The organism is Ruminiclostridium cellobioparum DSM 1351 = ATCC 15832 (assembly GCF_000621505.1).
Taxonomy (GTDB): domain Bacteria; phylum Bacillota; class Clostridia; order Acetivibrionales; family DSM-1351; genus Ruminiclostridium; species Ruminiclostridium cellobioparum.
The window spans coordinates 1-23,955 of record NZ_KK211293.1 but is presented as its reverse complement, the minus strand read 5'-3'; the positions used below and the strand labels follow the sequence as shown (position 1 = coordinate 23,955).

The following is a 23,955-nucleotide window of genomic DNA, read 5'->3' as shown; positions in this document are numbered from 1 at the left end:
TTTCACGCCGGACAATATAAGTTTTAGATGTTACAGACTGCTATTTATATTGGCATAATTCTTATAAAAATATAAGATTTTTTCTACTACTTCATCTATTGTAAGTATGGTAGAATCAATTTCAATTGCATCAGCCGCTTTTACAAGGGGAGCCAATGCCCTGGAACTGTCATTTTTATCCCTGAATATAATGTCATCCCTGACGGCCTCCAGATTTGCCGGCTGACCTTTTTGTACAAGCTCTTCATACCTTCTTCTGGCTCTTTCATCAACCGATGCCGTCAGAAATATTTTAAGCTCGGCAGCAGGCAGCACGTATGAGCCTATATCCCTTCCGTCCATGACCACGTCAATACCCGAGGCTATTTTACGCTGCAAATCAACCATCTTCAGCCTTACCTCCGGAAATACGGCAACATTGGATGCCCCTACCGACACCTGGGGTGTTCTGATTGCCTCGGATACATCTTCTCCATCCAGAAAAATTTTTTGCAGGTTGTTTTCATGGGAAATGGATATGTCCAGTTTATCCATCATAATTGCCAGCTCCTGGTGATTTTTTGTATCTATTCCGGTTTTTATTGCCTTTAAAGCAACTGTCCTGTACATTGCGCCGGTATCAAGATAAATAAACCCCAATTTTTGTGAAACCTTTTTTGCTATGGTACTTTTGCCGGCACCTGCCGGACCGTCTATTGCTATACTTCTTGGCATCAATTTCTCCTCGTGAATATCATTTATATACATCCCCTGATATATGGCACAGTATTATTTTGCCAAATCCGGCCTTAATACGGCCGCACCTTTTAAATAGATGTGTTTTATTTCACTGCCCGCTTTATCAGTATTAATGTGTATCAAAACCCGCACACAGCTTCTCAGGCTTCCCGGAACATCAATTTCATTGGAGCACATAAGCGGGACATCGTTCAAGCCCATTTCCCTTGCTGCCACAGCTGGGAAAACAGCATTTAAGTCGCTGGTCATTGTAAATATTATACTTATTAAATCAGATGTTTTTATTTCATTGTTATTTATTATCTCAGCCAACAGATCCCTGGTCCCTTCCAAAATTGCCTCTTTTGTGTTTTCAGGAACAGTTATTGCCCCCCTGATTGCGCGTACAAGCATTACATTGTCCTCCAGTATTAACAAGTAAAATAAAAGATAAAATCAAATTTATTAAATTTTTTAGAATTATACTACCCTGTGGCCAAGACCTATGGCAACCTCGTTGAGGTTCAGCAAACCTATTCCGAAGAAAACAGCTACACTGATATGATCCTTGTAACGTGCTATGCCGATTTTTCCGCCTACATTCAACCCGATGGCCTTTGGCATTATCTGCGATATTGCTTCCCTGGTAGCGCCTGCAACAGCACCCTGTTCTGCATGGCTTTCGGTTATTACACCTTCCCTTTTTGAAGAGACAACAGCACGTTCAACAATCTTCATTACCGAAGAAATGAATTCCCCGCCGTAGTCGACCGCTGCCGATTGTATCCCTATCTGCATGAATTCAGCCTGCAATTTCTTTTCAGATGCCCTGTCATTTGTCAGAGCGATTTTAATCGCAGCACTTGCTATATCTTTACTTCCATATTCCGTCATATTAGCCTCCATGAGCCGCATTGCGGCCACAAAATGTAATGAAAACCTATATCCTTTATCGCAATGTGGCGAATAAAGGAGGTTAATTGGCCATGTGCGCTTTCAAAGTATTGCAAATACTTTGAATATTTCGCACGGCCATAAATTCACAGGTTAGTTTGGAAGACGAACGCAAGTGAAGTCTTTCAAGCTAACCTCCATGAGCCACAATAACGGCCACAAAACTGTAATGAAATCTCTTGACTCCTCATCCGCTATAAGGCGAATAAAGGAGGTCCGTTGCGCCATACAGTTGCAGATATGGTACCGCCAAGGAAAAAACCTATACAAAATATTATATAGGTTTTTAATTTATAAAACAATCAATACTTTTTTATTATATTAACTTGTTGAGTTTATTTTATCCGTACCTTTACCAGCGTTTTTATATTTTTTTCAATGTTTACCAGCGCATTTTTACACTTGCCGTCTATATTTGTAGTTGTGGATTCCACTCTGACAATATGTCCGGCAAAACTCTGACTCCCGTCAATCTCCACAACGTCTCCATCTCTGACGTTCAGTGTCATTTCGGTATTATCAAACTGGGTAACATTATCACCATTTATAAGAACACGCACAGATGGATCAGGTTCCTCTCCCATCATTTTAATTGTTATTTGTCCCTGATCGTACAGATATTCATCTCCGTTCAAAGGCAGTCCTATACTCTTGTCTGTTATATTTAAAGCACTCCTGAACGAGGGAACCACTAAAACCACCTGTACGATTATCAGTACTACAAAACATAAAATGCAGGTACTGAACAATATATTTTCAAAAACCGTATTCTTGTCACTGTTCTCAGAAGCATTTTTAAACCTGAAAACCTTAATTTTCATATTCATCCCCCAATCGAGCAATTCAATTCCCATATAACCATAGTTATTGATAATATGCTCAATTTTGGAGCGAAATAGTCATCATTTCCTGAAGAAGAATATGGTTTGGCTGCTAATTTAATGCGGGATGCCGGTTAATTTAAATATGCTTTCCAGCTCAAAAATGTTACCAACCTTTGTAAGAAATTCAGTTTTGCTTTACAAAATGGCTTATTTGAATCAACTGGTGCGCCAGGACAACTTCATGAAATGGCTGCACGGTTAAAAACAATTGCGATAAATTGTCGACGAAGGTAAAGCGGTTTTGCCGGCAAAGCAGCAGGAGGCTGCTTTGAGCTTCAAATCGAGACAGGATGTCGAGTTTGAGCGACGGAAAAAACGTTTTAAATGAGGCGATACAATTACCGCAATTGTTTTGGGTGCAGCTTCATTTTATGAAGTTAGTGCGGGAGTTACCAGTTGGTCCCCAATCTATCCGTAAATCAAACAAGATTTTAATTAGCACGATAAATTAATTTAGCCTCAAACATTAATATTGCACTAGGCTGATATCCATCAATGGGAAGCCCGATTAGAAGAACTTGCTTGAAATTTGTAGGTTTACCCCAAGTACATCCTGCCGGCAAATTGACAGGATGTCAATTTGATGCAACATACCGAGCCCACGATGGGCGAGTTGTTGCGACGGCTGAGATGTGCTTGAGGTAAACCATACTGTTTCAGGCAAGCACTTCGGGGGCACTCCATTGATGGATACCGGCCGGGAGCAATATTGGTTAATTTAGCTGCAAATTCTGTTAACAGTTCATGCCTGCCAGATATCCCGTCGAAAAGGCAATGGTAAGGTTAAAGCCTCCGGTATAAGCATCTACATCAATAATCTCTCCTGCAAAATAAAGACCTTTGATCTTCCTGGATTCCATTGTAGACGGGTTTATTTCATTAGTCTTTATGCCTCCTGCCGTTACAATAGCTTCTTTTATGGGTCTGGCAGCCGCTATTGTGACTTCCAGGCGCTTTAAAAGCGCAACCAGCCTTTTGCGCTCCTCCTTCGTTATCTGATGTACCGGCTTATACGGGTCTATTGCCGAAAGCTCTATTACAACCGGAATAAGTTTCTGGGGCAGCAATTCATCAAGTGAATTCTTGTATTGTTTCCTGCTGTACTTTTCAAAATCCCGCTGTACACGTTCATCCAGCTTTTCTTCTGAAAGGGCAGGCTTTAAATCAACCGACAGTGTTATGTCCTTGAAATCATATGCGAGCAGATGCCTGCTGGCACTGAGGATAACCGGTCCCGAAACACCGAAATGGGTAAATATCATTTCGCCGAAATCACTATAAATTTCTTTTCCTCTGTTATTTTTAAAGCTTACGGATATATTCTTAAGGGACAAGCCCTGTAAATCTTTGACCCATTCCTCCCCTGTAACCAGAGGTACAAGAGATGGTTTTAAGGGCGTAACGGTATGTCCCAGTTTTTTTGCTATTTCATAGCCGTCACCTGTGGAACCTGTGCCGGGATAGGACATGCCGCCCACCGCAAGCACCACACTGTCGGCTTCCAGCACGGTGCCGTCCGTGAGCACCACACCGCTGACTTTATCATTTTGGTAAATTATATTTCTTACCGGAGAACCGGTCATTATTTTTACATTATTTTTATTTAAAAACCGCATCAGTGCCGAAACAACATCCCTGGCCGAATCCGAGACCGGAAACACTCTTCCTCCCCGTTCAACCTTTGTTTCAAGCCCCAGTTCATTTATAAAGCTTATAAGATCCTGATTGGAAAATGTATAAAAAGCGGAATATAAAAAATTCCCGTTGCCGGGAGTGTTTTCTATGAGTCCCTCAATATCGGTATCATTTGTGATATTGCAGCGGCCTTTTCCCGATATCAGCAGTTTCTTTCCCAGACGGTCGTTTTTTTCCAGCAGTACGACCTTATTTCCTCTATGCGCAGCAATGCCTGCAGCCATTATGCCTGCAGGCCCTCCTCCGACAACAATCACGTTTTTGGTATTCATATTATTCCTTCCGGTTGGTTAATTAAAGCTTTTCGCCATTATAGCCGTCATCTTTTTCATATACCTGATATTCGTCCCATATTTTTTCAAGCTTTTCAAATGTATTATATACTTCATTTTTACGTCTCATCCCTATTGCTACGATAAGAGCGTTAATAAGACTGAGGGGCGCGACAAGAGAGTCTACGAATGATGCCATATCACTTCTTGCCAGAAGGGACATATCAGCCGACTTTGCCACCGGCGATTCGGCGCTGTCAGTCAGTGCAATGGTCTTGACTCCCTGCTTTTTGGCAAACTGCATGGCATTAATTGTTCTTTTGGAGTAACGCGGGAAGCTGACGCCTATAACAACATCGCCTGCCCGGGCCCTGATGATCTGCTCAAACATTTCACTGACACTTGTTGTATGAACAAGCCTTACATTGTCGAAAATCAAATTGAAATAAAAACCCAAAAAACTTGCAAGAGGCGCTGAACTTCTGACTCCCAGTATGAATATGCGTTTTGCACCGAGAATGGTTTCGACTATATTATTAAAGTCGGAATTATCAATCTGTTCAAGTGTTATTTTTATTTTGTCCATATCTGACTGCATCACACTCTTTAAGATGTTATCCTCATTTATTCTGTTTGAAGATACCTCTATCCTTTGAACTGCGGTCAGCTTGCTTTTAATAAGCTCCTGGAGCACCTTCTGGAGTTTTGGATAGCCGTCGAAGCCTAATTCTATTGCAAACCTCACAACGGTTGATTCGCTGACGCCAACTATCTCACCAAGCTTTGCCGCCGTCACATAGGCTGCCTTGTCATAATGGTTTACAATATAGTTTGCAATGAGCTTCTGGCCTTTACTGAAATCATCATATTTTTGCTGAATGATATTAATGAGATCATTGTTTTTCTGAATACTGTTCATATTTCCTCCAAGTCATAGTCGTTAAATCCCTATGTATAAATTGTAAAGCTTTTCTGTAAATTTCATACTATAATATTACCTTCTTACAGTTTAAAAATCAAGTAACCGCATTCTCCCGCAAACCGGCCGGACAACCGCCAAAAACTCTTAAATATCCCGCTTTTTTTGTACCGTAACTTATTTTTTCTCCGGTAAACATATTAATCTGAAACTTACCAATACTATAATAACAATAGAAACTTACAAACATGGGGTACTTATGATCCAGATCGATGACGCAGGCAGCGGAAGTTTTGTGGGAGGAACCTGTATCGGGTTTTACCGTCCTGAAACCAATGAATATTATTTTGACATTATACCTGTTGAATTATATGCCATAGACAACTTTAAAAAAAAGCTTTACCTGGATAATGTTGTTGAAATAGCCAAAAAGGCTTTTAATGCACTGAAGGTCAATCAGCATGAAACAATTGAGATCTGCCGCGGCTATATGTTTGAAAAGCTGAAGCCCTGGCTTACGGATAATGGTTTTTGCTGGTATGTTACCCAGATAACCGGAAGGATTCAGGAGGTGGTTGAAAAAAATTTTGAGCTCTACACCATTAAGCTTGGATTGCCCGAAGAATATATCAAATACACCCGCTATCCCTTCCATTTCCACAAGCTGCTCAGATGGGTGCTGTCCGATTACAGCAACAGGATACCTTTGTGCAAGGTTGGCTGGAAGAGCTGGCAGAAGCTTAAGGACATAACTCCTTCCATTTCATACGCCAAAATGGAGCATGTAAATTATTACTGTCTGAAATGCGGCAAACGTATCAGGAAGGGTTCAAACGTAGCAGTTCTGAAATTTTACAGCAATCAGCTGAACTATATTTATTTGCACAAAGGCTGTGAGATTCAGCATCTGAAAGCCGGCGACGCGGATACGCCGGCCACAACCCTGCGGTAATTGTTCTTCCGGGTATACAATCCCATATATTATACCTGTCCGGCCGAACACCAAAACCGCCGTCATGCTTTTTTGCAATGACGGCAGTTTTGGTGTTTGGGATATATTTGTTTGGGATATATTTATGAAATAATATTGCAAATTTTTCGTTTTATAGTTTGGTTCTGAATCTTTCCAGCATACCGTACAGGCCCCACCTGTTCTGATTATCCAGTCTGGAAATATTTCCTACTGCATACTGTCTCCCGTCTCTGGCACCCATATCGGCCACAACTGCGGATATGGCGGCAGCAACCACCTCAGGGTTTATTCCTTCAGCCTTTTGAGCAGGAGCAGCAGCCGTCTGACGGTCCTCTAGCCTCTGTTTGAAGAACTTCTCGGCAACCTGCGGCAGCATTGCGTATGAGAGAATATCCTCTTCCTGCTCCATATATTCATGAGCGGTATCCTTTATCTTTTCCAGCTCGGGCTCAATAAGATCGGCAGGTCTGCAGGTTATGGGCTGTTCATCCCCAAGGATTTTTTTACGGATTTCTTCACTGACAGGCGCGGGCGTTTTGCCGTATTCGCCTTTAACAATACCTTTTGATTCCTTTGGAACCATCTTGTATCTTTCACCGGTTATAACATTGAGCACAGCCTGTGTTCCAACGATCTGGCTGGTTGGAGTTACAAGGGGAGGATACCCGAAGTCCTCTCTCACCCGCGGTACTTCCTTGAGCACCTCTTCATATTTATCAAGCGCATTTGACTGCTTCAGCTGTGAAACCAGGTTTGAAAGCATTCCGCCCGGAACCTGATAAATAAGCGCATTGACATCAACTCCCATAACTTTAACGTCAAGGAGTCCGCTTTCAATATATTTCTCCTTCAAAGGTCTGAAGTAATCTGCTATTTCACTTAATTTGGCAAGATCCAACCCGGTGTCGAAAGGTGTGTCCTTAAGGGTTGCTACCAAAGGTTCGGTGGGTGGCTGTGAAGTTCCCATAGCCATAGGCGATATGGCACAATCCACAATATCCACCCCTGCTTCAATTGCCTTAATACAGGTCATTGAAGCCACACCGCTGGTATAGTGCGTGTGCAGCTGAATAGGAATTTTCACATTGTCCTTTAAAGCCTTAACCAGCTCATATGCCTGATATGGAACCAAAAGTCCGGCCATGTCCTTTATACATATTGAGTCGGCTCCCATGCCTTCTATCCTCTTTGCATCCTTTACAAAGAGTTCCAGACTGTGCACAGGGCTTACGGTATAGCATATACATCCCTGGGCATGGCCGCCTTCCTTTTTGCATGCCTTTATGGCTGTTTCTATGTTTCTGGGATCGTTCAGGGCATCAAATATTCTCATTATATCCATGCCGTTGGCAATGGCCTTTTGTATGAAATATTCAACGACATCATCTGCATAATGCTTGTATCCGAGAAGGTTCTGACCTCTCAGCAGCATCTGCAGCGGTGTTTTCCTCGCTACTGCTTTTATTCTTCTGAGTCTCTCCCATGGATCTTCATTCAAGAATCTCATAGATGCATCAAAAGTAGCTCCGCCCCATGCTTCCAGTGAATGATAGCCGATATCATCAAGTTTTTCGACAATGGGAAGCATATCTTCGGTTCTCATCCTGGTAGCTATAAGTGACTGATGTGCATCTCTTAATACTGTTTCAGTAATTCTTACTCCCATACCTATCTCCTCTTCTATTATTCAAGTTGGCCCCGGTCAAGCTATAGTTACCATTATTTCACCGGCAGTGACAGACTTGCCTGCTTCAACATTCAGCGCAGCAACCTTGCCGTCGGCAGGGGAAACTATTTCATTTTCCATTTTCATAGCTTCCAGTATCAATAATACCTGGCCCTTTTTAACAGTATCTCCGGCAGCAACTTTTACTTTAAGCACAGTTCCGGGCATTGGAGCAGCCACATCTCCCGCGCTTGCCACGGCAGGTTGTGCTGTCTTTACAGCTTGACGTCCTGCTGTTCCCTTGGCCCTGGGCTTTACGGCTGCCGGAGCCATGGGAGCGCTTGGACCGCCTATCTCCTGTACTTCCACTTCATATGGGTTTCCGTTTACCTTGATTATATATTTACTCATAGTAGTAAATCCCTCCATACAGATTTCATAATTTACACATATTTATTGTCAAACTGTCGTTGCAGTTAAAAGCTTATTTTAAAGAGGAATATTCCCGTGCTTCTTTGCAGGCCTGTTTTCCCTCTTTGTATTCAACATTTCCAGAGCCATTACAATCTTTGCTCTGGTTTCAGACGGTTCTATAACATCATCAATATAGCCTCTTGCAGCAGCAACATATGGATTTGAGAATTTATCCCTGTACTCGGCAATTTTTTCCTTCCTTGTTTCGGCAGGGTTTTCAGATGCGGTTATATCCTTTTTGAATATGATATTTGCAGCACCGTCAGGTCCCATAACGGCTATTTCTGCCGAAGGCCATGCAAATACCATGTCGGCGCCGATTGTTTTGCTGTTCATTGCTATATATGCACCGCCGTATGCTTTTCTCAATATTACATTTACCTTTGGAACAGTTGCCTCCGAGAAAGCATAAAGCAGCTTTGCACCATGCCTTATGATACCGTTGTGCTCCTGAGCCACACCAGGCAGGAAGGCCGGTACGTCGGTTAAAGTTACCAGCGGAATATTGAAGGCATCACAGAAGCGCACAAATCTGGCCGCCTTATCGGCTGCATTCATGTCCAGCGAACCTGCCATGATCTTTGGCTGGTTTGCAATAATGCCGACGGATTTTCCGTTCAATCTTCCGAAACCTATTATTATATTCTGTGCAAAAGCACCGTGAATTTCCATGAAATCGCCGTCATCAACTATTTCTTCAATAATTCCGTACATATCATAGGGCTTGTTGGATTCTTCCGGAATTATTTCATTCAGACTTTCAATTATTCTGCCGGCGCTGTCGGCAGTACCGTAGTACAGAGTGTCTGAAACATTATTGTCGGGAATAAAGCTCAGCAGCCTCTTGATATCTTCAATGCATTCTTCCTCATTTGCAGACTTGAAGTGAGCCACACCGCTTACAGCAGTGTGAACATCGGCGCCGCCCAGCTTTTCCACAGATACGTCTTCTCCTGTAACGGATTTGATTACCTGCGGGCCTGTGATGAACATCTGGCTTGTGTTTTCAACCATGAATATGAAGTCGGTAATTGCGGGCGAATATACGGCACCGCCGGCACAGGGTCCCATTATAACCGATATTTGCGGGATTACACCTGATGCAAGAGTATTTCTATAGAAAATATCACCATAACCTGAAAGAGCATCCAGACCTTCCTCAATCCTGGCTCCGCCCGAATCGTTTATTGCGATGAATGGAGCTCCCATTTTTACAGCCATATCCATTACTTTTGTTATTTTCCTTGCATGCATTTCACCCAGTGAACCCCCGATTACGGTAAAATCCTGGGATGCGGCAAATACCTTTCTTCCATTTACAGTACCGTAGCCTGTAACAACTCCGTCGCCGGCAAGTTTTTTCTTTTGCATTCCGAAATCAAAGCACCTTGATTCAATAAAAGCATCTATTTCAACAAAGCTGCCTTCATCGAACAACATGTCAATTCTCTCTCTTGCAGAGTATTTACCTTCGGTATGTCTTTTTTCGATCTTATCCTGTCCACCACCCAAAGCGATAGATGTTTTCATACTTTTCAAGCTTTCAATCTTTTCTTTCTGTGACATATAAACCTCCTTTATGATGTCCATCATAAGAATAAAACGAAATTATTTCATCAACCGGACGGTCGATTTATTACCTTAAAATATTATTAGTTATTATTACCTAGTAATAATTATATATTACCAAAAAAAGTGTGTCAATAGAATTGCTTCTTATTACCCGCTTTTTACCAATTTGAAATGACTTTATTATTATAAATAAACGGTCTATACTTTATGTATACCAGATGCAGATTTTTCTTTAACGCAATCTTTTTTTACCCACTTAAAATTGCTGCAGGGCTACGAATATTATTACAAGGAGTGAAGTGTTGTTGACTATTTTACATATATTTAATAAATCACGACAAAAACCCGAACCCCTTGGAGAAATTATTAAAACTATCAAAAATGGTGATCAGGAATTAAGGAACAAGTTTATTAATGATTACAACCCTTTCATTATAAAGGTAGTTTCCAAGAACCTCGGCAAGTATGTAGATCTGGAGAATAGTGAAGAATACAGCGTCGGACTTCTTGCTTTCAACGAGGCAATAGATTGCTTTGACGAGAGCAAAAATGCCGGCTTCTTAAGTTTTGCCGAAACAGTCATTAAGAGGCGTCTTATAGATTATCAAAGAAAAAATTCAAAGTATGGCAAAACCTTTCCACTTTCATATTTTGAGAGATATGACGAAGAAGAAAACGTGTTTTACGAAAACAAGTTTTTTACCGTTGATGCTTCCTCCCAGTTTAATAATATTGAAACAAAAGAAGAACTTGCAGCATTCGCCAAACGGCTTGCATCCTTTAACATCGAACTTAAGGAGCTTGTCAGGCTTGCTCCCAAGCACATGGATTCCAAACGGCTGGCCATTAAGATAGCAAGAATACTTGCTCAGAGCAGGGAGCTTTCGGATAAACTTGAAAGAAAAAAAACAATTCCAATGGTGGAGCTTATGAAATTACTGGATGTAAATCATAAAACCGTAGAACGGAACAGAAAATTTATAATTTCGGTTTATATTATTCTTTGCAGCAGGCTTGAAACCCTGCAAGGCTATATTGAGAACGTTGAGAGAGGAGGTAAGTGATATGGCGGAATTCAAGGGCTCCATTCTGGAGCTGAATAATAAAAAAGTCATTGTAATGACTGATAAATGCGACTTCATAACAATAAAAAGAACTCCCGACATGTATTTGGGTCAGCAGCTGACGTTCTCTGAAGCAAAGTCTTCAATGAGAACGGGAGGTTACATACGCAATAACATAACTTTTGCCGCAGGTATCCTGGTTCTGGCCCTCCTCTCCGTTTTGTACCTGCTGGTTTTTAACCCCGGTAATGCCTTTGCCTACATAGACCTTGATATAAACCCAAGTATGGAATTTGCCGTGGATGATGCTTCCAGGGTATTAAGTGTCAAAGCTTTAAATTCTGAGGCCGTGCCTTTACTCAAAGAGCTTGAACTTAAGGATATGCCTGTTAAGGCGGCAATAGCCAAAGTGCTTGACTCCTCAACAACCTCGGGCTATATAAGTCCTGGTAAAATAAATGAGGTATTGATTTCCGCTGCCCTGGAGTCGGCAAAGAATTCTTCCGCCGCCGATAAGGAAAAGACCTTGTCGGTCATATTATCCGATATAGAAAGCCTTTCAATTAAAGTAGGCACTGAGGATCTGCATCCAAAAGTGCTGAAGGTCGCTCCCCAGGTGAGAAAAGAAGCAGCTGAGAATAACATCTCCATGGGCAGATATGAATTATATAAGGAAATAACTAAAACCGATAAGGATATAACTATCGAAAAAGCAAAAACCGAGCATATTTCTAAAATGCTTGATAAAGCAGTACCTAAAAACACAGAGAAAAAGGATAATACTGAAAATGTAAACAATTCAAATAATAATAATAAGGAATACGGCGAAACCAGCATGGAATATACCAAAGTCGGTAAAGCTCATAACCTGAACGGGGAAAATAAGACATACAAATCATATAAACATGAAACCGGACCTGAGAACAGCAAAGATAAGGATAATGTTAAAGATAAAACCAGTAAAAACAAGGATAAAACAAGGGATAAGGATGCAATCAGCAGGACAAAGCCTGACCGGCACGGCAGTCAGGGCCATTCCCGGAAATCCGTCAAGCCTGGAGCTAAACACTCTGGTAAGCCTGCCAGGCAAGGAAACGGCAAAGTTGTTAAATCAGGCAGCGCCAAAAAGCTCAACACTGTTCAAAAGGATAATTCAAATAAAACAAGCAGTAAAAATTATAAATAATTTTACAGAACTGTTACATATTTTTACGGTTATATTACGAAATTTACAAGTTAATTACACTTACCTTAAAATTCCTGCATTTTTGCATCTGAAAGTAGATTATTTAATATAATTTAACCAAAGGCAACCATGAAAGGGGATTTTTATGAAAATCAGCAATAAAAAAATCTTTGTGTTTATATTGTCTATAATAATGGTACTTCAACTTACAATGGCAATTACTGCAAAACTGAATTGAGCCTGTCGATAATCAAATTATATTTATGGATTACGGCCGGAATATGCTCTAACTCTGCGTATTCCTTTAGATAAATTCTCCGTGTGCAATAAAAGTGGCTATGCCACTTTTATTGCGTGATGTGACTGTTCTGTTTCAATTGTCAAAAAGTGTTGGGACCTTTTTTCTCCTATTTGTTCTTTTCGATGCATATCAATATGGGAGGACAGTTTATCTGATTTACGAAGTCCGTCCTCATTACAGTAAACTGTTTGCAGTCAATTGTCCTGATAAACTCCATTACCTGGTTTTTTTCATCAAAACCGCTGTCTCCTCCGTAATAGACTACTATACTTACTATACCGTGAACGGTTATCAGCTCCATGGAGTTCTTAATTGCTTCTATTGTGGTATTCCCTTTTGTTCCGATAGAGTGGTCTCCTCCGGGAAGATATCCCAGATTGAACATGACAGCCTTTACAGGCTCGCTTATATAATTTTTCATATTTTGATGACCGTCGTTAATAAGCTGGACTCTATCTCTCAGCTGCCTGTCTATAAGCTTTTTTTCTGTGGAGTTCAAAGCATTTTCCTGAATGTCAAAGGAAAATACTCTCCCCCGTTCACCTACCAATCCGGCCAGAAAGACGGTATCGTTTCCGTTTCCGGCAGTTGCATCGACTACAAGGTCCCCCTTTTCAACAATACTTTCTACAATCTGGTGTGATTGAGTCAATGAGTTTTTTATTACGCACATGTATGTATGTCCTCCAGCTAGTAGTCTGTAACATCTAAAACAATTGTCAATTTATTGCGGCTTACAGGCCAGTTATGATATAATCAAAGCACTTAATTATTTTCTTATAAGGAGAGATAGAATGGATAATCAGACAGATATAAACAACCATAACTATAACCCAAACAACTATAATCATCAGAACAGTTTCATGCTGCAGCCTGTTAATTTGGACAGTCTCTCAGTCTGGATGAAGTTTTTCGGTATTTTTACAATAGTTGTAGGTGCACTGACCTGTATTGGAATTATCACGGCAGCAATAGGGGTACCCATGATTCTGGCAGGCATAGGCCTGGTAAATGCCTCAAAAAGTCTGAAGGAATATAAGAATTTCAATAATCAGTTCACACTTAATGATTTTTTCACTCACTTAAATAAGTTTTTCAAAATAAATGGTATTTTAGCTATTATATACATTGTAATTATGGTAATGTATATTGCTTTTTTGCTGATATTTATATTATTGAGCGTTTATTCCTTCGGTTATTAATAAAGACTTTTTACCTCTTCAGGAGTGAGCTTTCTCCACTTGCCTTCGGGCAGATCCTTCAGAGCTATGGGCCCGATTGAAACCCTTTTAAGGGTTAAGACCTGATGGCCTATAGCTTTGCACATTTTACGGATCTGTCTGTTTTTGCCCTCATGTACGGTAACCCTTACAACTGCATTTTCTCCCTTTACCTCAAGTATTTCAAGCCTGGCCGGTGAAGTGACATAGTCCTCGATTTCCAGGCCTGCTTCAAACCGTTCCGCCTCGGCTCTGTTTGGCACTCCTGAAATCATAGCCTCATAAACCTTATTAATTTCATGCTTCGGATGAGTAAGCCTGTATGTAAATTCTCCGTCGTTTGTGAGTATGATAAGTCCGGAGGTATCATAATCCAGCCTCCCCACCGGATAAAGGCGGCTTTGTATGTCTTTTACCAGATCTGTAACCGCAGGTCTTCCGAATTGGTCCTTTACAGTTGATACATAACCCACAGGCTTGTTTAAAATAATATAAATTTTGTCGTCGGTTTCCTTATTTGTGACAAGCCTGCCATCCAAAGCCACGGTATCATTTTCACCGACACTTACACCCATGTCTGTAACCGTCTTACCGTTAACAGCTATTCTCCCCTGTCTGATCAGTTCCTCCGAAGCTCTCCTTGAAGCAACCCCGGCATAAGCTAAAAATTTCTGCAATCTCATCTGTGTCATGATATTCCTCAAAATCTGGATTTTTCCCATATGAATTATTTTATTATTCAGGCATAATAACGTCAAGCAAAAAAGCGGGAAAAACTCCCGCTTTTAAAGTTACTCTTCTTTTTTTACATCCTGTCCCTGGCCTTGGTGTTCTTTTTTCTTACCGCACTCAGCCTTCCTGGACATTTTTTCTTTCAGAAGTTCATTTGCTCTTTCGACCAAATCCGGAACCATATCCAGAATCTTTTCAACAGATGAGTTCACATTAACGGGAAGCAGCTTAATGTGGTTTTGTCCGCAAACCATAAAGGCAACAGGATTGATTGAGACTCCTGCACCGCTGCCGCCTGCAAACGGAAGCTTTTTCCCACCCTCTTCTCCCGAAAAACCGCTGTCTGTGGAATAATCTCCTCCTCCTGCTGCAAAGCCGAAGCTTACTTTGGATATGGGTATTATTACAGTACCGTCAGGAGCCTGGACTGCATCTCCTACAATGGTGTTCACATCCACCATTTCCTTAATACTTTGCATGGCTGTAGTCATTAGACCTTCTATTGGATGATCTGACACCAGCGTCACCACCTTTTCTATTTTTTAAATAAATTTTAATTATTTCTCTCACTATGGATATAATATTTACAATTTTTAGGCTAAATATGCAATCAAAATCTACCTTCCAGACTTTTTCCTTAAAGTCGGCTTCAATTTTGATCTCCTTATCCTCAACGGAAAAATTATTAAACAGCCGGCCGGGTATTAAAGCTGTCAAATTCCATAACAACCCGTATAAAAGTGCAGTTTGACAGGCATCACCCGTACCTTCCCTTACCTTTAGCCTGAATTTTTTGAGGATGACACTTCTGTAAAAGAGCTTCAACAAAAGCCAGGCGCCCTTTCGAAGCTGATTGATATCTGTTCTTTTCCGAATTTTTTTCGGCTTATCCCTTTTCTTTTTGTTTTTATTGGCCGGATAAATTGTAATTTTTTTAGTCGGAATTTTTCCAAACAGGTAAATGATAACATAGACATAACACGTCAGGTTGTCCATTTTGAAAATAAAACCTACCGTTAATTTGCACTGCCATATTATTAATATAAGTAATAATATAATTCCCAAAACTAAAAAAATAACCAAGAGATATATCACCTCCTGGTTATTTTTGACATATATTTTTTATTTAAATCATTTTACCGTATTTTATTAACTATTTAATATCTTCCTCAATAAGTTCCTCCAGGTTTAATTCACTTAAATCCTGTATATCAAGCATTGGCAAATCCCTTATGGATTTGAAGCCGAAGCATTTCAAAAACTCATCGGTGGTTTCATACAACCTGGGTCTTCCGGGTGCTTCAAGTTTTCCTGCTTCCTTTACCAAATTTCTCTCAAGCAGCCTTGTTACGGCACTGTCGGAATTTACTCCTCTTATCTGTTCAATCTTTGCTTTTGTTATAGGCTGATTATAAGCTATTATTGACAGAACTTCGTAGGCTGCCTGCGATAATGCCTGTTTCTGCCTTATCTGATAGAGCTTTGATACGTAATCGAAATATTGCGGATTTGAACACATTTGATATTTATCATTTATCTCACGTATGATAATGCCCTTATTTGCCCTGTTATAGCTGTCCATGAAGTTCTTCATCAAGCTTCTTACAGTTTTCTTGTCCAGTTCCAGTATTTCACATATCTTGTCAAGGGACAAAGCATCTCCATAAGAGAAAATCAGACTCTCTATAATGCTTTCAATTGTACTTATATCCATTTAAAACTCCCTCACATTTTCATCAATTTCATTATATAATTCATAATTGCCTTCTTCACTGCTGACATCAGAATTACCGACAATGTGTATATCTGAAAACTGCTGTGTTTGGACGATATTTACCTTTCTCATCTTTGCCAGCTCCAGTACTGCCATAAAACCCGTTACAACTTCTGTCTTCGATTTTGTCTTCAGCGAAAACAACTCCGAAAACTTAAAGGATACCTTGTTCAGAAGCTGTTTAATAACCTCCCTCATTTTACTTCTAAGAGATACCTTCTCATGTTCTATAAGCTTGGTTATGTTCCTGGCGCCTGCATTTATCTTTTTCTTATTCCTGTCAAGTATGGCCAGATACTGCTGCCGGAGTATCTGGGGATCTATTTCAAGTATCTCTTCCCTTACCGGCAGATCAAGTGTTTCAGGAAGCCTGAATACAACTGTTTCCCACTTCTTCTCCAGTTCTTTCAGATCCCTGGTAAATTCCTTGTAACGCTTGTATTCGATAAGGCGTCTGACAAGTTCTTCCCTGGGGTCATGCTCTTCTTCCTTCTGTTCCTTTTTATCCGGCAAAAGCATTTTTGACTTGATATGCAGAAGTGTCGACGCCATGACAAGAAACTCACTTGCCACCTCCAGGTCAAGCTGCTGCATGGTATACAAATAATCCAGATATTGATCGGTAATAGTATTTATAGGTATATCATAAATATCTACCTGATTTTTTTCAAATAGATGAAATAACAAATCAAAAGGGCCTTCGAAGTTGTCCAATTTTAAAGTACATGCTTTTGTAAGAGCGCTTTCCATTTCCTCTCCATATGCGTTACCGGCACATGGCCGGCAAATAATAAATACTTGTATTTTCCCAACCAATTAATCTTATCATAAAAGAGGCAATAATTACAATAATATTCAGCCGGTAGACTTTTTTGCCAACATCACGTAAAATATAGTATCAAGACACTGATATTGTGTTGGCAGGCTTTTATAAACTATGGAGGTTATCTATGTTAAGAAATTTAGATCCTATATATATGCTGTTATCCATTCCCGGACTGTTATTGGGCTTTGTCCTGCATGAATTTGCTCATGCAAAAATGTCCGATGCACTGGGTGATCCAACGCCGAGATCCCAGGGAAGAATTACTCTGGATCCCAGATCACATATTGATATTATCGGTTTTATTGTTATGCTTATTGCAGGTTTTGGCTGGGCAAAACCCGTTATGACAAATCCGAGATTTTATAAAAAACCCAGAAGAGATGATATACTTGTCTCAATTGCCGGTCCGTTGATGAACCTGCTAATTGCAGTTGTTTTCTATGGTTTGACAAAAATACTTTTGCTTTCGAATATTCTGAATAACAACATTGGCAAAAATGTGGCATCCCTGTTCGTGATAACTGCAGGTATAAACGTTGTTCTTTTTGTTCTGAACATGATTCCATTCCCTATGTTTGACGGGTATCATGTCATCTCCAATCTGTTCAATACCTGGAGATACCGTTTTTTCAACCTTCTGGAGCAGTACGGAATGTTTATTTTTATTCTGCTTGCAGTAAGCGGTATGCTGGGAAAAATCATATCCCCGGTTGTTAATGTTGTTAATAACTTCTTAATAAATTTAATTCTATATTAAAAAAGGAGAGCTATTAAGCTCTCCCTATACTGAACCACCTGACCATCAATCTTGTGAAAAGTTTGGAAAATGTTATTTTGTTCACACTTTCATAGGCTACCAGGTCATATCTTCCTACTTCGATGCCATCAATTTTATAAATGATTTCACCAACTTTTTGATCCTTTGTTATTGGTGCTGTCAATTCAGGAACCAGCTTAACTTCCTTTTCAATCTTACCCTTTTCACCCTTGGCTACCAATACGCTTGTATCGCTTCCGTAAGCGGCAGTTGTCTGAAGCTTTGTACCCTTTTTGACTGTTATATTTCCCACCAGTTCACCTTTTTTATCCAGTCCTATCCTTTCATAATTTGCGAAACCGTAATCAAGAAGCTTTCTGGCCTCTGCAAATCTTGTATTGGAATCAGGCTCTCCCAGTACTACCGATATGAGCCTTAAGTTGTTGCGGTTGGTTGTTGCCGCCAGATTGAAGCCTGCCTTGTTTGTAAAACCCGTTTTCAAGCCGTCGGTATTGGCATAAAATCTTATAAGTTTATTTGTATTATCGAGCTTAAAGGTTCCGTTCCTGAAGGTATCCTGCCAGGTTCCGGTAAATTTCAGAACCGTCGGATGCTTCATTACCAGTTCCCGGGACATAAGAGCAACATCATGTGCAGAACTGTAGCCTTCATCATTAAGACCGGTGCAGTCAAGGAACTGTGTGTCTTTCATTCCCAGCTCGGCAGCTTTCCTGTTCATATCTGCAACGAAGGTTTCTTCACTTCCGCTGACCTTTTCTGCAAGAGCAACTGTAACATCATTGGAGGAGTGAATAGCAAGAGCCTTCATCATTTCTGTAACCGTAAATTCTTCTCCGGCCTCAAGGTATGCCTGTGAACCTCCCATACCGGCAGCATAATCGGAAACACTGACCCTGTCATCAAATGAAAGCTTTCCCGAGTCCACCGCCTCCATGACCAGAAGCATTGACATAACTTTTGTCACACTGGCAATAGGGAGCTTTTCATGGCTGTTTTTTTCATTCAGGATTTTACCTGAGGCTGCATCCATCAAAACAGAGGATTTGGCCTTCAGGTCCAATACATTCGTTTTTGTAATAAGTTTGTTTACCGCAACATCATCATACTTTGCGGATGCTTCAACAGCGGCTTCGTCCGCATCAGCAAATACTGCAGCCGGCATCAGCATAAGAGCTATTATTAATATGTATCCCACTAACGACATTCTTCTCACTAGGGTCCCTCCAATTATTAACTATTCCACAATGGTATATCTGTCCTAGTTAATTGTTATGCAGGACGGTTAGTGTATATTCTGTTATTGGTCAAAATTTTTTTACCAGGCAGACTGAAATAAATATATTTGAAATTTATGTAAAGTAGAATAAGCCCCAATAAAATGGGGCAATTGTAATATATGTTAAAAAGTATTGTATTCTACACCGGTGCTGTCTATATAGGCCAGTATAAGCGGCTTTTTCTCAGGCTGGACATCACTCAGGCCTATGGCCTGCTTCAATAAACTGCAGGCCTGGGGAATTTTTTCCTCCCTGTTTGTATAAAGGGTAGCTATAACCTCTCCCTTTTCAACTCTGTCGCCCGTCTTCTTATTAAAATATATACCGGCCGCATAATCGATTGTACTTTCCTTGGTTTCCCTGCCCGCTCCAAGCTCCAGAGATGCTACACCGACTGTGTCTGTTTTCATGGTACTGATATAGCCGGCTGTATCAGCCTTATACTCAAATACATGCTTGACCTGCGGAAACAGGCTGTAGTCGTCTATGACTTCTTTTCTTCCACCCTGTCTGGCTATCAATTCTTCAAACTTCTTTATTGCCCTTCCGCTTTCCACTGCTTCGCGGATCAGCTTCCGGCAGTGTTCAAAGCTGCCTTTTCCGCTCAGCTCCAGCATTCGTGCCGCCAGTTCAAAGGATACTTCCGCCAGATCCTGCGGGCCTCTGTTCTTAAGTGTTTCCACCGCCTCAATTATCTCCAGGGAATTGCCGACTGCTTTTCCGAGCGGTATATCCATTTCAGTAACAACAGCAACTGTATGCCGTCCTGTGTTCTCACCAATTTTCACCATGGCCTGAGCCAGCTTCACAGAGTCCTCAAGAGTTTTCATAAACGCACCGCTGCCCGTCTTGACATCCAATACAATCCTGTCGGCACCCGATGCCAGCTTCTTGCTCATAATGCTGCTGGCAATCAAAGATATGTTGTTTACTGTTGCGGTCACATCCCGCAGGGCGTAAATTTTTTTATCGGCAGGAGCTAAGTTTCCTGTCTGACCTGCAATTGCAATACCTATATCCTTTACATTTTGAATAAAAGTCTCCCTGGAAATGCCGGTATTGAATCCGGGGATTGCTTCCAGCTTGTCGATTGTACCGCCTGTATGGCCAAGTCCCCTCCCTGACATTTTTGCAACAGGTATGCCGCAGGCAGCAACAATGGGGCCCAGAATCAGGGTTGTCTTGTCTCCGACCCCTCCTGTACTGTGCTTATCCACCTTTATCCCCGGGATTTCCGACAGGTCTATCATATCTCCCGAATGGGCCATAGCGTCTGTCAGCTGGGCAGTCTCCCGTTCATTCATACCTTTTAAAAAAATTGCCATTAAAAATGCCGCTGCCTGATAATCCGGAATTTTGTTATTGCAGTATTCGGAAATAAAAAATTTTATTTCTTCCTGTGACAGTTCAAAGCCATCCCGTTTTTTCTCAATTATGTCATACATTCTCATAATTAAATCCCTCCGAATCCCCGGAAAAAGTAAGAAGTACATTTCTCCCATGGTTAAATTATAATATTTCCAACAAGTGAAGCAATTATTAAAAAGGCAAGCCGGTATGATGACTTATATGATACTTCCACTTTATACCTCTGTCAATTGTTATATTTATTTATATAAGGATTTTTCATCGGACCATTATTAAAAGTTAAAATTCCCATACACTAAAAAAAGCCGCGCGGGTTATTTTTCAATAACTATTGCGGCGGCTCTCCGGTTAAGTTTAAATTCATGCTCTGGGATGAGTCTTTTTGTAAATCTCCTTGATTTTGTTTTTTGCTATCTGGGCATAAATCTGTGTTGAGGATATATCCGAGTGACCCAGCATCTCCTGAATGGACCTGAGATCAGCTCCATTCTCCAAAAGGTGTGCGGCAAAGGAGTGTCTTAAAGTATGCGGAGTGATGTCTTTATTTATGTTTGCCTGATTTTTGTAATGCTTGATTATCTTCCAGAAACCCTGCCTTGTTAATCTCTTACCATTTACATTTACAAACAGGGCTTCTTCATTTGCATCCTGAATGAGGAAATTCCTGGATTTCAGGAGATACTCATTAACTGCTGCTACCGAAATGGAACCTATGGGTATACTTCTTTCCCTCGTTCCTTTATTGCATTTTATAAATCCAAGGTCCAGATTTATATCTATCAGGTTAAGTGAAATGAGTTCAGAAACTCTTATGCCTGTTGCATAAAGCAATTCCAGCATGGCCTTATCCCTGATACCTTTTAAATCAAGGCATTTGGGCTGATCAAGCAATAATTCCACTTCCTGGGTAGACAGTATCTGGGGCAGCTTCTTTTCGACCTTCGGAGATTCAAGCTCAGAAGTTGGATCAATATCTATTATTTTGTTCTTATGCAAAAATTGATAAAAAGACCGTATTGAAGCCAGATTTCTTGAAATAGTTGAGGTTGCCCTTCCTTTCTTTTGAAGATGCAGAAGATATGCTATTACTGTCGTTTTATTTGTTGCAGAAATATTTGCAGCATTTATCTCCCTCAGATATGTAGTGTACTGCTCAATATCCCTTCTGTAGGACTGAAGGGTGTTTAGAGACAATCTCTTATCTCTTTCAAGAAAATTGATAAAATTTTCAACCTGAACTTCCATTAAAAACGACTCCTTTATTTTTAGTTAAGCACGTGTTTACCACTTTTTAAATCGACTTAATCTTTAACCTATATTCTATAACAAATATTTCTATATTTAAAGAACATTTTGTATTTTTTATCTATATTTAACATAATTATTCCATATAATTGTGGATATTTCCAATTTTAGTATTAAATTTTAATCAGTTTTAACGCTCCTGAAGATAAAAATGCCTCTACAAGTGTAGCAATTAAAATAAAAAATGAAAAAAATGCGGCTACAAAACTATATGGCATTATCTTTTGCTTAACTCCCGTATCCTGAGGTCCGTTTTTTTTGAGCCAGGTTTTAAAAAAATTACCTGACAGTTTCATACCATTAACGCCAAGTGCAAGCAGGCATGGAACCAATATTATTTCTTTTGGAACAAAGCAGATGGAAGATATCAGAACACCTTTTGTCCCCAAAACCCCCATTATGATACCCGAGCTGAAACCGGTGCTGAACCCTCTCATGCCAATTACAACGTAATACATCGGTACTCCGATGACCGTCAGCCCAAGCAGCCAAAATAAACCAACCAGCTTTAAATTATCCAGCAATGATGTCTTAAATAAGTTTATCTGACTGAAATTGTCATTGTCCAAAAGTTTTAAAAATCCGTTAAAAAATGTGACCATTTCATCCTTTTGCTGAAAATCCAGATCATTTACCGAGGCCGCTCCCAGAACAATACCAATTATATAAAACAGAAACAAGCTCAAATACATTATTTTATTGTTCTTGATATAGTCCTTGATAACATTGCCCGTATTCTTTAACATCGTGTGTTCCTCCGGCATCTTTTATCTTTTTTGATGTAAAAAGTCTTTTACATTAAAATATATGCCGGATAAACATAAGATATTACTATAACCGTTTTTCTTCTCTCAATTTTCTTTCAGCCAGCAGTACGCCAATGATGGTTTTAGCATCGGTTATCCTGTGTTCAAGTATCATGTTGACCAGTTCGGAAACATGAATTTTCTCAACATCCAAAAACTCATCCTCATCTGTACAGGACTCACCTTGTGTTAACCCTGTGGCTGTGTACATATGGATGACCTCATTACAAAAACCGGGTGTAGTGTGGATGCTGATTAAATGCTCCACCTTCTCAGCTCTTAACCCTGTTTCCTCCATCAGTTCCCTTTCGGCACACACCTTTGGATCTTCTCCCACAGAATCCAGCTTTCCGGCAGGCAGCTCAAGCGTTGTCAGGTCAAGCGGCTTTCTGAACTGCTTTACCATGTAGAGTTCCCCATTTTCATTAATGGGTACAACAACTGATGCACCTGGATGCAAAACTATATCCCTGGTAGCTTCCTTCCCATTTGACAGAGTTACTGTAAGATTTTGAACCTTAATAATATTTCCTTTATAAATATCCTCTGTTTTAATTGTCTTTTCAAAGTATTCCATGTTTTAAACCTCCATCTTTTGATATATCAGCTAGTAACCATTATTTTATTTTGCGCCCTGTTGGCCGATATTTACTGCCTTACCGCCGCTTTCTTGATTTCATCGGTGGCAAGCTTGTCACACCGGTTGTTCATTTCATTATCTGCATGCCCTTTTACCTTTATCCAATTTATTTTGTGATAATCGGATAAACGTACAAGTTCTTTCCAGAGCTCAATATTTTTTACTTCTTCATTTTTATTCCGCTTCCAGCCTGTTTTAATCCATTTGTCAATCCAGCCCTGTGTAAAGGCATTTATCAGATAAGCGCTGTCACTGTATAAATTAACACTGCAAGGTTCCTTCAGCCTTTTCAGCGCCTCAAGAGCGGCTGTAAGCTCCATCTTGTTATTTGTTGTCGATTCTTCATAACCTGACATCTCTATTTTATGTTCTCCATATATCAGCACCGCACCCCAGCCACCTGCGCCCGGATTACCTGAGCATGCTCCATCTGTGTATATTTCGACCTGCTTCATATTAACCTCCATGAGCCGCATAGCGGCCACAAAACTGTAATGAAAACCTATATCCTTTATCGCAATGTGGCGAATAAAGGAGGTTAATTGGCCATGT

26 protein-coding genes are annotated in these 23,955 nt (G+C 40.4%); 5 read left to right on the top strand and 21 right to left on the bottom strand.

The window, feature by feature from the left end:
• Positions 1 to 30: 30 nt before the first annotated feature.
• The 6 genes from cmk to T344_RS0123745 all read right to left on the bottom strand — a co-directional run bounded on the left by cmk (position 31) and on the right by T344_RS0123745 (position 5,441).
• Positions 31 to 714, bottom strand: a complete 684-nt coding sequence (gene cmk / locus T344_RS0123775; protein WP_027630768.1) for a (d)CMP kinase — start codon at positions 712 to 714, stop codon at positions 31 to 33.
• A 54-nt stretch (positions 715 to 768) separates the two neighbouring features.
• The gene (aroH, locus tag T344_RS0123770) at positions 769 to 1,131 is read right to left on the bottom strand and encodes a chorismate mutase (protein ID WP_027630767.1); all 363 of its coding nucleotides are present in this window, start codon (positions 1,129 to 1,131) and stop codon (positions 769 to 771) included.
• A gap of 66 nt (positions 1,132 to 1,197) precedes the next feature.
• The gene (locus T344_RS0123765) at positions 1,198 to 1,611 is read right to left on the bottom strand and encodes a HutP family protein (RefSeq protein WP_004624089.1); all 414 of its coding nucleotides are present in this window, start codon (positions 1,609 to 1,611) and stop codon (positions 1,198 to 1,200) included.
• A gap of 395 nt (positions 1,612 to 2,006) precedes the next feature.
• Positions 2,007 to 2,492 (bottom strand): hypothetical protein, encoded by a 486-nt coding sequence (locus T344_RS0123760; RefSeq protein WP_004624106.1) that lies wholly within the window; start codon positions 2,490 to 2,492, stop codon positions 2,007 to 2,009.
• A 797-nt stretch (positions 2,493 to 3,289) separates the two neighbouring features.
• A complete protein-coding gene (locus T344_RS0123750) occupies positions 3,290 to 4,522 on the bottom strand; it encodes a BaiN/RdsA family NAD(P)/FAD-dependent oxidoreductase (protein ID WP_027630766.1) in 1,233 nt (410 codons plus the stop codon).
• 22 nt (positions 4,523 to 4,544) lie between these two features.
• The gene (locus T344_RS0123745; protein ID WP_027630765.1) at positions 4,545 to 5,441 is read right to left on the bottom strand and encodes a MurR/RpiR family transcriptional regulator; all 897 of its coding nucleotides are present in this window, start codon (positions 5,439 to 5,441) and stop codon (positions 4,545 to 4,547) included.
• Positions 5,442 to 5,700: 259 nt separating this feature from the next.
• On the opposite strand from T344_RS0123745, the gene T344_RS0123735 reads away from it, so the two are divergent.
• On the top strand, positions 5,701 to 6,393 hold the full coding sequence (locus tag T344_RS0123735; RefSeq protein ID WP_027630764.1) for a hypothetical protein: 693 nt from the start codon (positions 5,701 to 5,703) through the stop codon (positions 6,391 to 6,393).
• A 151-nt stretch (positions 6,394 to 6,544) separates the two neighbouring features.
• Here the strand turns inward: T344_RS0123735 and T344_RS0123730 are convergent, their stop codons facing one another.
• The 3 genes from T344_RS0123730 to T344_RS0123720 all read right to left on the bottom strand — a co-directional run bounded on the left by T344_RS0123730 (position 6,545) and on the right by T344_RS0123720 (position 10,120).
• On the bottom strand, positions 6,545 to 8,080 hold the full coding sequence (locus T344_RS0123730) for an oxaloacetate decarboxylase subunit alpha (RefSeq protein ID WP_027630763.1): 1,536 nt from the start codon (positions 8,078 to 8,080) through the stop codon (positions 6,545 to 6,547).
• Between the two features lie 36 nt (positions 8,081 to 8,116).
• The gene (locus tag T344_RS0123725; protein WP_027630762.1) at positions 8,117 to 8,491 is read right to left on the bottom strand and encodes a biotin/lipoyl-containing protein; all 375 of its coding nucleotides are present in this window, start codon (positions 8,489 to 8,491) and stop codon (positions 8,117 to 8,119) included.
• Between the two features lie 78 nt (positions 8,492 to 8,569).
• On the bottom strand, positions 8,570 to 10,120 hold the full coding sequence (locus tag T344_RS0123720; RefSeq protein ID WP_027630761.1) for an acyl-CoA carboxylase subunit beta: 1,551 nt from the start codon (positions 10,118 to 10,120) through the stop codon (positions 8,570 to 8,572).
• A 308-nt stretch (positions 10,121 to 10,428) separates the two neighbouring features.
• On the opposite strand from T344_RS0123720, the gene sigI reads away from it, so the two are divergent.
• Positions 10,429 to 11,190, top strand: a complete 762-nt coding sequence (gene sigI / locus T344_RS0123715) for an RNA polymerase sigma-I factor (RefSeq protein WP_242842136.1) — start codon at positions 10,429 to 10,431, stop codon at positions 11,188 to 11,190.
• Position 11,191: 1 nt separating this feature from the next.
• On the top strand, positions 11,192 to 12,376 hold the full coding sequence (locus tag T344_RS30090) for an anti-sigma factor domain-containing protein (RefSeq protein ID WP_051572218.1): 1,185 nt from the start codon (positions 11,192 to 11,194) through the stop codon (positions 12,374 to 12,376).
• A gap of 407 nt (positions 12,377 to 12,783) precedes the next feature.
• Here T344_RS30090 and mnmM read toward each other — a convergent pair whose 3' ends face one another.
• Positions 12,784 to 13,350 carry a tRNA 5-(aminomethyl)-2-thiouridylate-methyltransferase MnmM gene (gene mnmM, locus T344_RS0123700; RefSeq protein ID WP_027630759.1) on the bottom strand — a complete coding sequence of 189 codons (567 nt, stop codon included), beginning with the start codon at positions 13,348 to 13,350 and terminating at the stop codon, positions 12,784 to 12,786.
• 121 nt (positions 13,351 to 13,471) lie between these two features.
• On the opposite strand from mnmM, the gene T344_RS29210 reads away from it, so the two are divergent.
• On the top strand, positions 13,472 to 13,879 hold the full coding sequence (locus tag T344_RS29210) for a DUF5362 family protein (protein ID WP_051572216.1): 408 nt from the start codon (positions 13,472 to 13,474) through the stop codon (positions 13,877 to 13,879).
• Here T344_RS29210 and T344_RS0123690 read toward each other — a convergent pair.
• The 5 genes from T344_RS0123690 to T344_RS0123670 form a co-directional block, all read right to left on the bottom strand.
• The gene (locus tag T344_RS0123690; RefSeq protein ID WP_027630758.1) at positions 13,876 to 14,589 is read right to left on the bottom strand and encodes a pseudouridine synthase; all 714 of its coding nucleotides are present in this window, start codon (positions 14,587 to 14,589) and stop codon (positions 13,876 to 13,878) included. The genes T344_RS29210 and T344_RS0123690 overlap by 4 nt on opposite strands.
• 99 nt (positions 14,590 to 14,688) lie before the next feature.
• On the bottom strand, positions 14,689 to 15,147 hold the full coding sequence (gene ytfJ / locus T344_RS0123685) for a GerW family sporulation protein (RefSeq protein WP_027630757.1): 459 nt from the start codon (positions 15,145 to 15,147) through the stop codon (positions 14,689 to 14,691).
• Positions 15,095 to 15,712 (bottom strand): DUF2953 domain-containing protein, encoded by a 618-nt coding sequence (locus tag T344_RS0123680; protein ID WP_027630756.1) that lies wholly within the window; start codon positions 15,710 to 15,712, stop codon positions 15,095 to 15,097. The genes ytfJ and T344_RS0123680 overlap by 53 nt, the downstream gene beginning before the upstream one ends.
• A 70-nt stretch (positions 15,713 to 15,782) precedes the next feature.
• Complete coding sequence (gene scpB / locus T344_RS0123675) at positions 15,783 to 16,343, bottom strand: SMC-Scp complex subunit ScpB (protein ID WP_027630755.1); 561 nt, start codon at positions 16,341 to 16,343, stop codon at positions 15,783 to 15,785.
• Positions 16,344 to 17,153, bottom strand: a complete 810-nt coding sequence (locus T344_RS0123670) for a segregation and condensation protein A (RefSeq protein WP_027630754.1) — start codon at positions 17,151 to 17,153, stop codon at positions 16,344 to 16,346.
• 200 nt (positions 17,154 to 17,353) lie between these two features.
• Between T344_RS0123670 and T344_RS0123665 the strand changes: the two genes are divergently transcribed.
• Positions 17,354 to 17,986: a site-2 protease family protein gene (locus T344_RS0123665; RefSeq protein ID WP_027630753.1), complete on the top strand. Its 633-nt coding sequence runs from the start codon at positions 17,354 to 17,356 to the stop codon at positions 17,984 to 17,986.
• A 13-nt stretch (positions 17,987 to 17,999) separates the two neighbouring features.
• Here T344_RS0123665 and T344_RS0123660 read toward each other — a convergent pair whose 3' ends face one another.
• The 6 genes from T344_RS0123660 to rnhA form a co-directional block, all read right to left on the bottom strand.
• On the bottom strand, positions 18,000 to 19,211 hold the full coding sequence (locus tag T344_RS0123660) for a D-alanyl-D-alanine carboxypeptidase family protein (RefSeq protein ID WP_242842141.1): 1,212 nt from the start codon (positions 19,209 to 19,211) through the stop codon (positions 18,000 to 18,002).
• Positions 19,212 to 19,406: 195 nt separating this feature from the next.
• Positions 19,407 to 20,735 (bottom strand): pyrimidine-nucleoside phosphorylase, encoded by a 1,329-nt coding sequence (locus T344_RS0123655; protein ID WP_027630751.1) that lies wholly within the window; start codon positions 20,733 to 20,735, stop codon positions 19,407 to 19,409.
• Positions 20,736 to 21,012: 277 nt separating this feature from the next.
• Positions 21,013 to 21,897: a site-specific tyrosine recombinase XerD gene (gene xerD, locus T344_RS0123650; protein ID WP_004624103.1), complete on the bottom strand. Its 885-nt coding sequence runs from the start codon at positions 21,895 to 21,897 to the stop codon at positions 21,013 to 21,015.
• Between the two features lie 173 nt (positions 21,898 to 22,070).
• The gene (gene spoIIM, locus T344_RS0123645) at positions 22,071 to 22,703 is read right to left on the bottom strand and encodes a stage II sporulation protein M (RefSeq protein WP_004624008.1); all 633 of its coding nucleotides are present in this window, start codon (positions 22,701 to 22,703) and stop codon (positions 22,071 to 22,073) included.
• An 85-nt stretch (positions 22,704 to 22,788) separates the two neighbouring features.
• Positions 22,789 to 23,340: an NUDIX domain-containing protein gene (locus T344_RS0123640; RefSeq protein ID WP_027630750.1), complete on the bottom strand. Its 552-nt coding sequence runs from the start codon at positions 23,338 to 23,340 to the stop codon at positions 22,789 to 22,791.
• Positions 23,341 to 23,411: 71 nt separating this feature from the next.
• Positions 23,412 to 23,858 (bottom strand): ribonuclease HI, encoded by a 447-nt coding sequence (gene rnhA, locus T344_RS0123635; RefSeq protein ID WP_027630749.1) that lies wholly within the window; start codon positions 23,856 to 23,858, stop codon positions 23,412 to 23,414.
• Between the last annotated feature and the right edge of the window lie 97 nt (positions 23,859 to 23,955).

Coding starts and splice junctions, on each gene's coding strand:
- cmk (WP_027630768.1), bottom strand. CDS start 714: ATGCCAAGAAGTATAGCAATAGACGGTCCGGCAGGTGCCGGCAAAAGT.
- aroH (WP_027630767.1), bottom strand. CDS start 1,131: ATGCTTGTACGCGCAATCAGGGGGGCAATAACTGTTCCTGAAAACACA.
- T344_RS0123765 (WP_004624089.1), bottom strand. CDS start 1,611: ATGACGGAATATGGAAGTAAAGATATAGCAAGTGCTGCGATTAAAATC.
- T344_RS0123760 (WP_004624106.1), bottom strand. CDS start 2,492: ATGAAAATTAAGGTTTTCAGGTTTAAAAATGCTTCTGAGAACAGTGAC.
- T344_RS0123750 (WP_027630766.1), bottom strand. CDS start 4,522: ATGAATACCAAAAACGTGATTGTTGTCGGAGGAGGGCCTGCAGGCATA.
- T344_RS0123745 (WP_027630765.1), bottom strand. CDS start 5,441: ATGAACAGTATTCAGAAAAACAATGATCTCATTAATATCATTCAGCAA.
- T344_RS0123735 (WP_027630764.1), top strand. CDS start 5,701: ATGATCCAGATCGATGACGCAGGCAGCGGAAGTTTTGTGGGAGGAACC.
- T344_RS0123730 (WP_027630763.1), bottom strand. CDS start 8,080: ATGGGAGTAAGAATTACTGAAACAGTATTAAGAGATGCACATCAGTCA.
- T344_RS0123725 (WP_027630762.1), bottom strand. CDS start 8,491: ATGAGTAAATATATAATCAAGGTAAACGGAAACCCATATGAAGTGGAA.
- T344_RS0123720 (WP_027630761.1), bottom strand. CDS start 10,120: ATGTCACAGAAAGAAAAGATTGAAAGCTTGAAAAGTATGAAAACATCT.
- T344_RS30090 (WP_051572218.1), top strand. CDS start 11,192: ATGGCGGAATTCAAGGGCTCCATTCTGGAGCTGAATAATAAAAAAGTC.
- mnmM (WP_027630759.1), bottom strand. CDS start 13,350: ATGTGCGTAATAAAAAACTCATTGACTCAATCACACCAGATTGTAGAA.
- T344_RS29210 (WP_051572216.1), top strand. CDS start 13,472: ATGGATAATCAGACAGATATAAACAACCATAACTATAACCCAAACAAC.
- T344_RS0123690 (WP_027630758.1), bottom strand. CDS start 14,589: ATGACACAGATGAGATTGCAGAAATTTTTAGCTTATGCCGGGGTTGCT.
- scpB (WP_027630755.1), bottom strand. CDS start 16,343: ATGGATATAAGTACAATTGAAAGCATTATAGAGAGTCTGATTTTCTCT.
- T344_RS0123670 (WP_027630754.1), bottom strand. CDS start 17,153: ATGGAAAGCGCTCTTACAAAAGCATGTACTTTAAAATTGGACAACTTC.
- T344_RS0123665 (WP_027630753.1), top strand. CDS start 17,354: ATGTTAAGAAATTTAGATCCTATATATATGCTGTTATCCATTCCCGGA.
- T344_RS0123660 (WP_242842141.1), bottom strand. CDS start 19,211: ATGTCGTTAGTGGGATACATATTAATAATAGCTCTTATGCTGATGCCG.
- T344_RS0123655 (WP_027630751.1), bottom strand. CDS start 20,735: ATGAGAATGTATGACATAATTGAGAAAAAACGGGATGGCTTTGAACTG.
- xerD (WP_004624103.1), bottom strand. CDS start 21,897: ATGGAAGTTCAGGTTGAAAATTTTATCAATTTTCTTGAAAGAGATAAG.
- spoIIM (WP_004624008.1), bottom strand. CDS start 22,703: ATGTTAAAGAATACGGGCAATGTTATCAAGGACTATATCAAGAACAAT.
- T344_RS0123640 (WP_027630750.1), bottom strand. CDS start 23,340: ATGGAATACTTTGAAAAGACAATTAAAACAGAGGATATTTATAAAGGA.
- rnhA (WP_027630749.1), bottom strand. CDS start 23,858: ATGAAGCAGGTCGAAATATACACAGATGGAGCATGCTCAGGTAATCCG.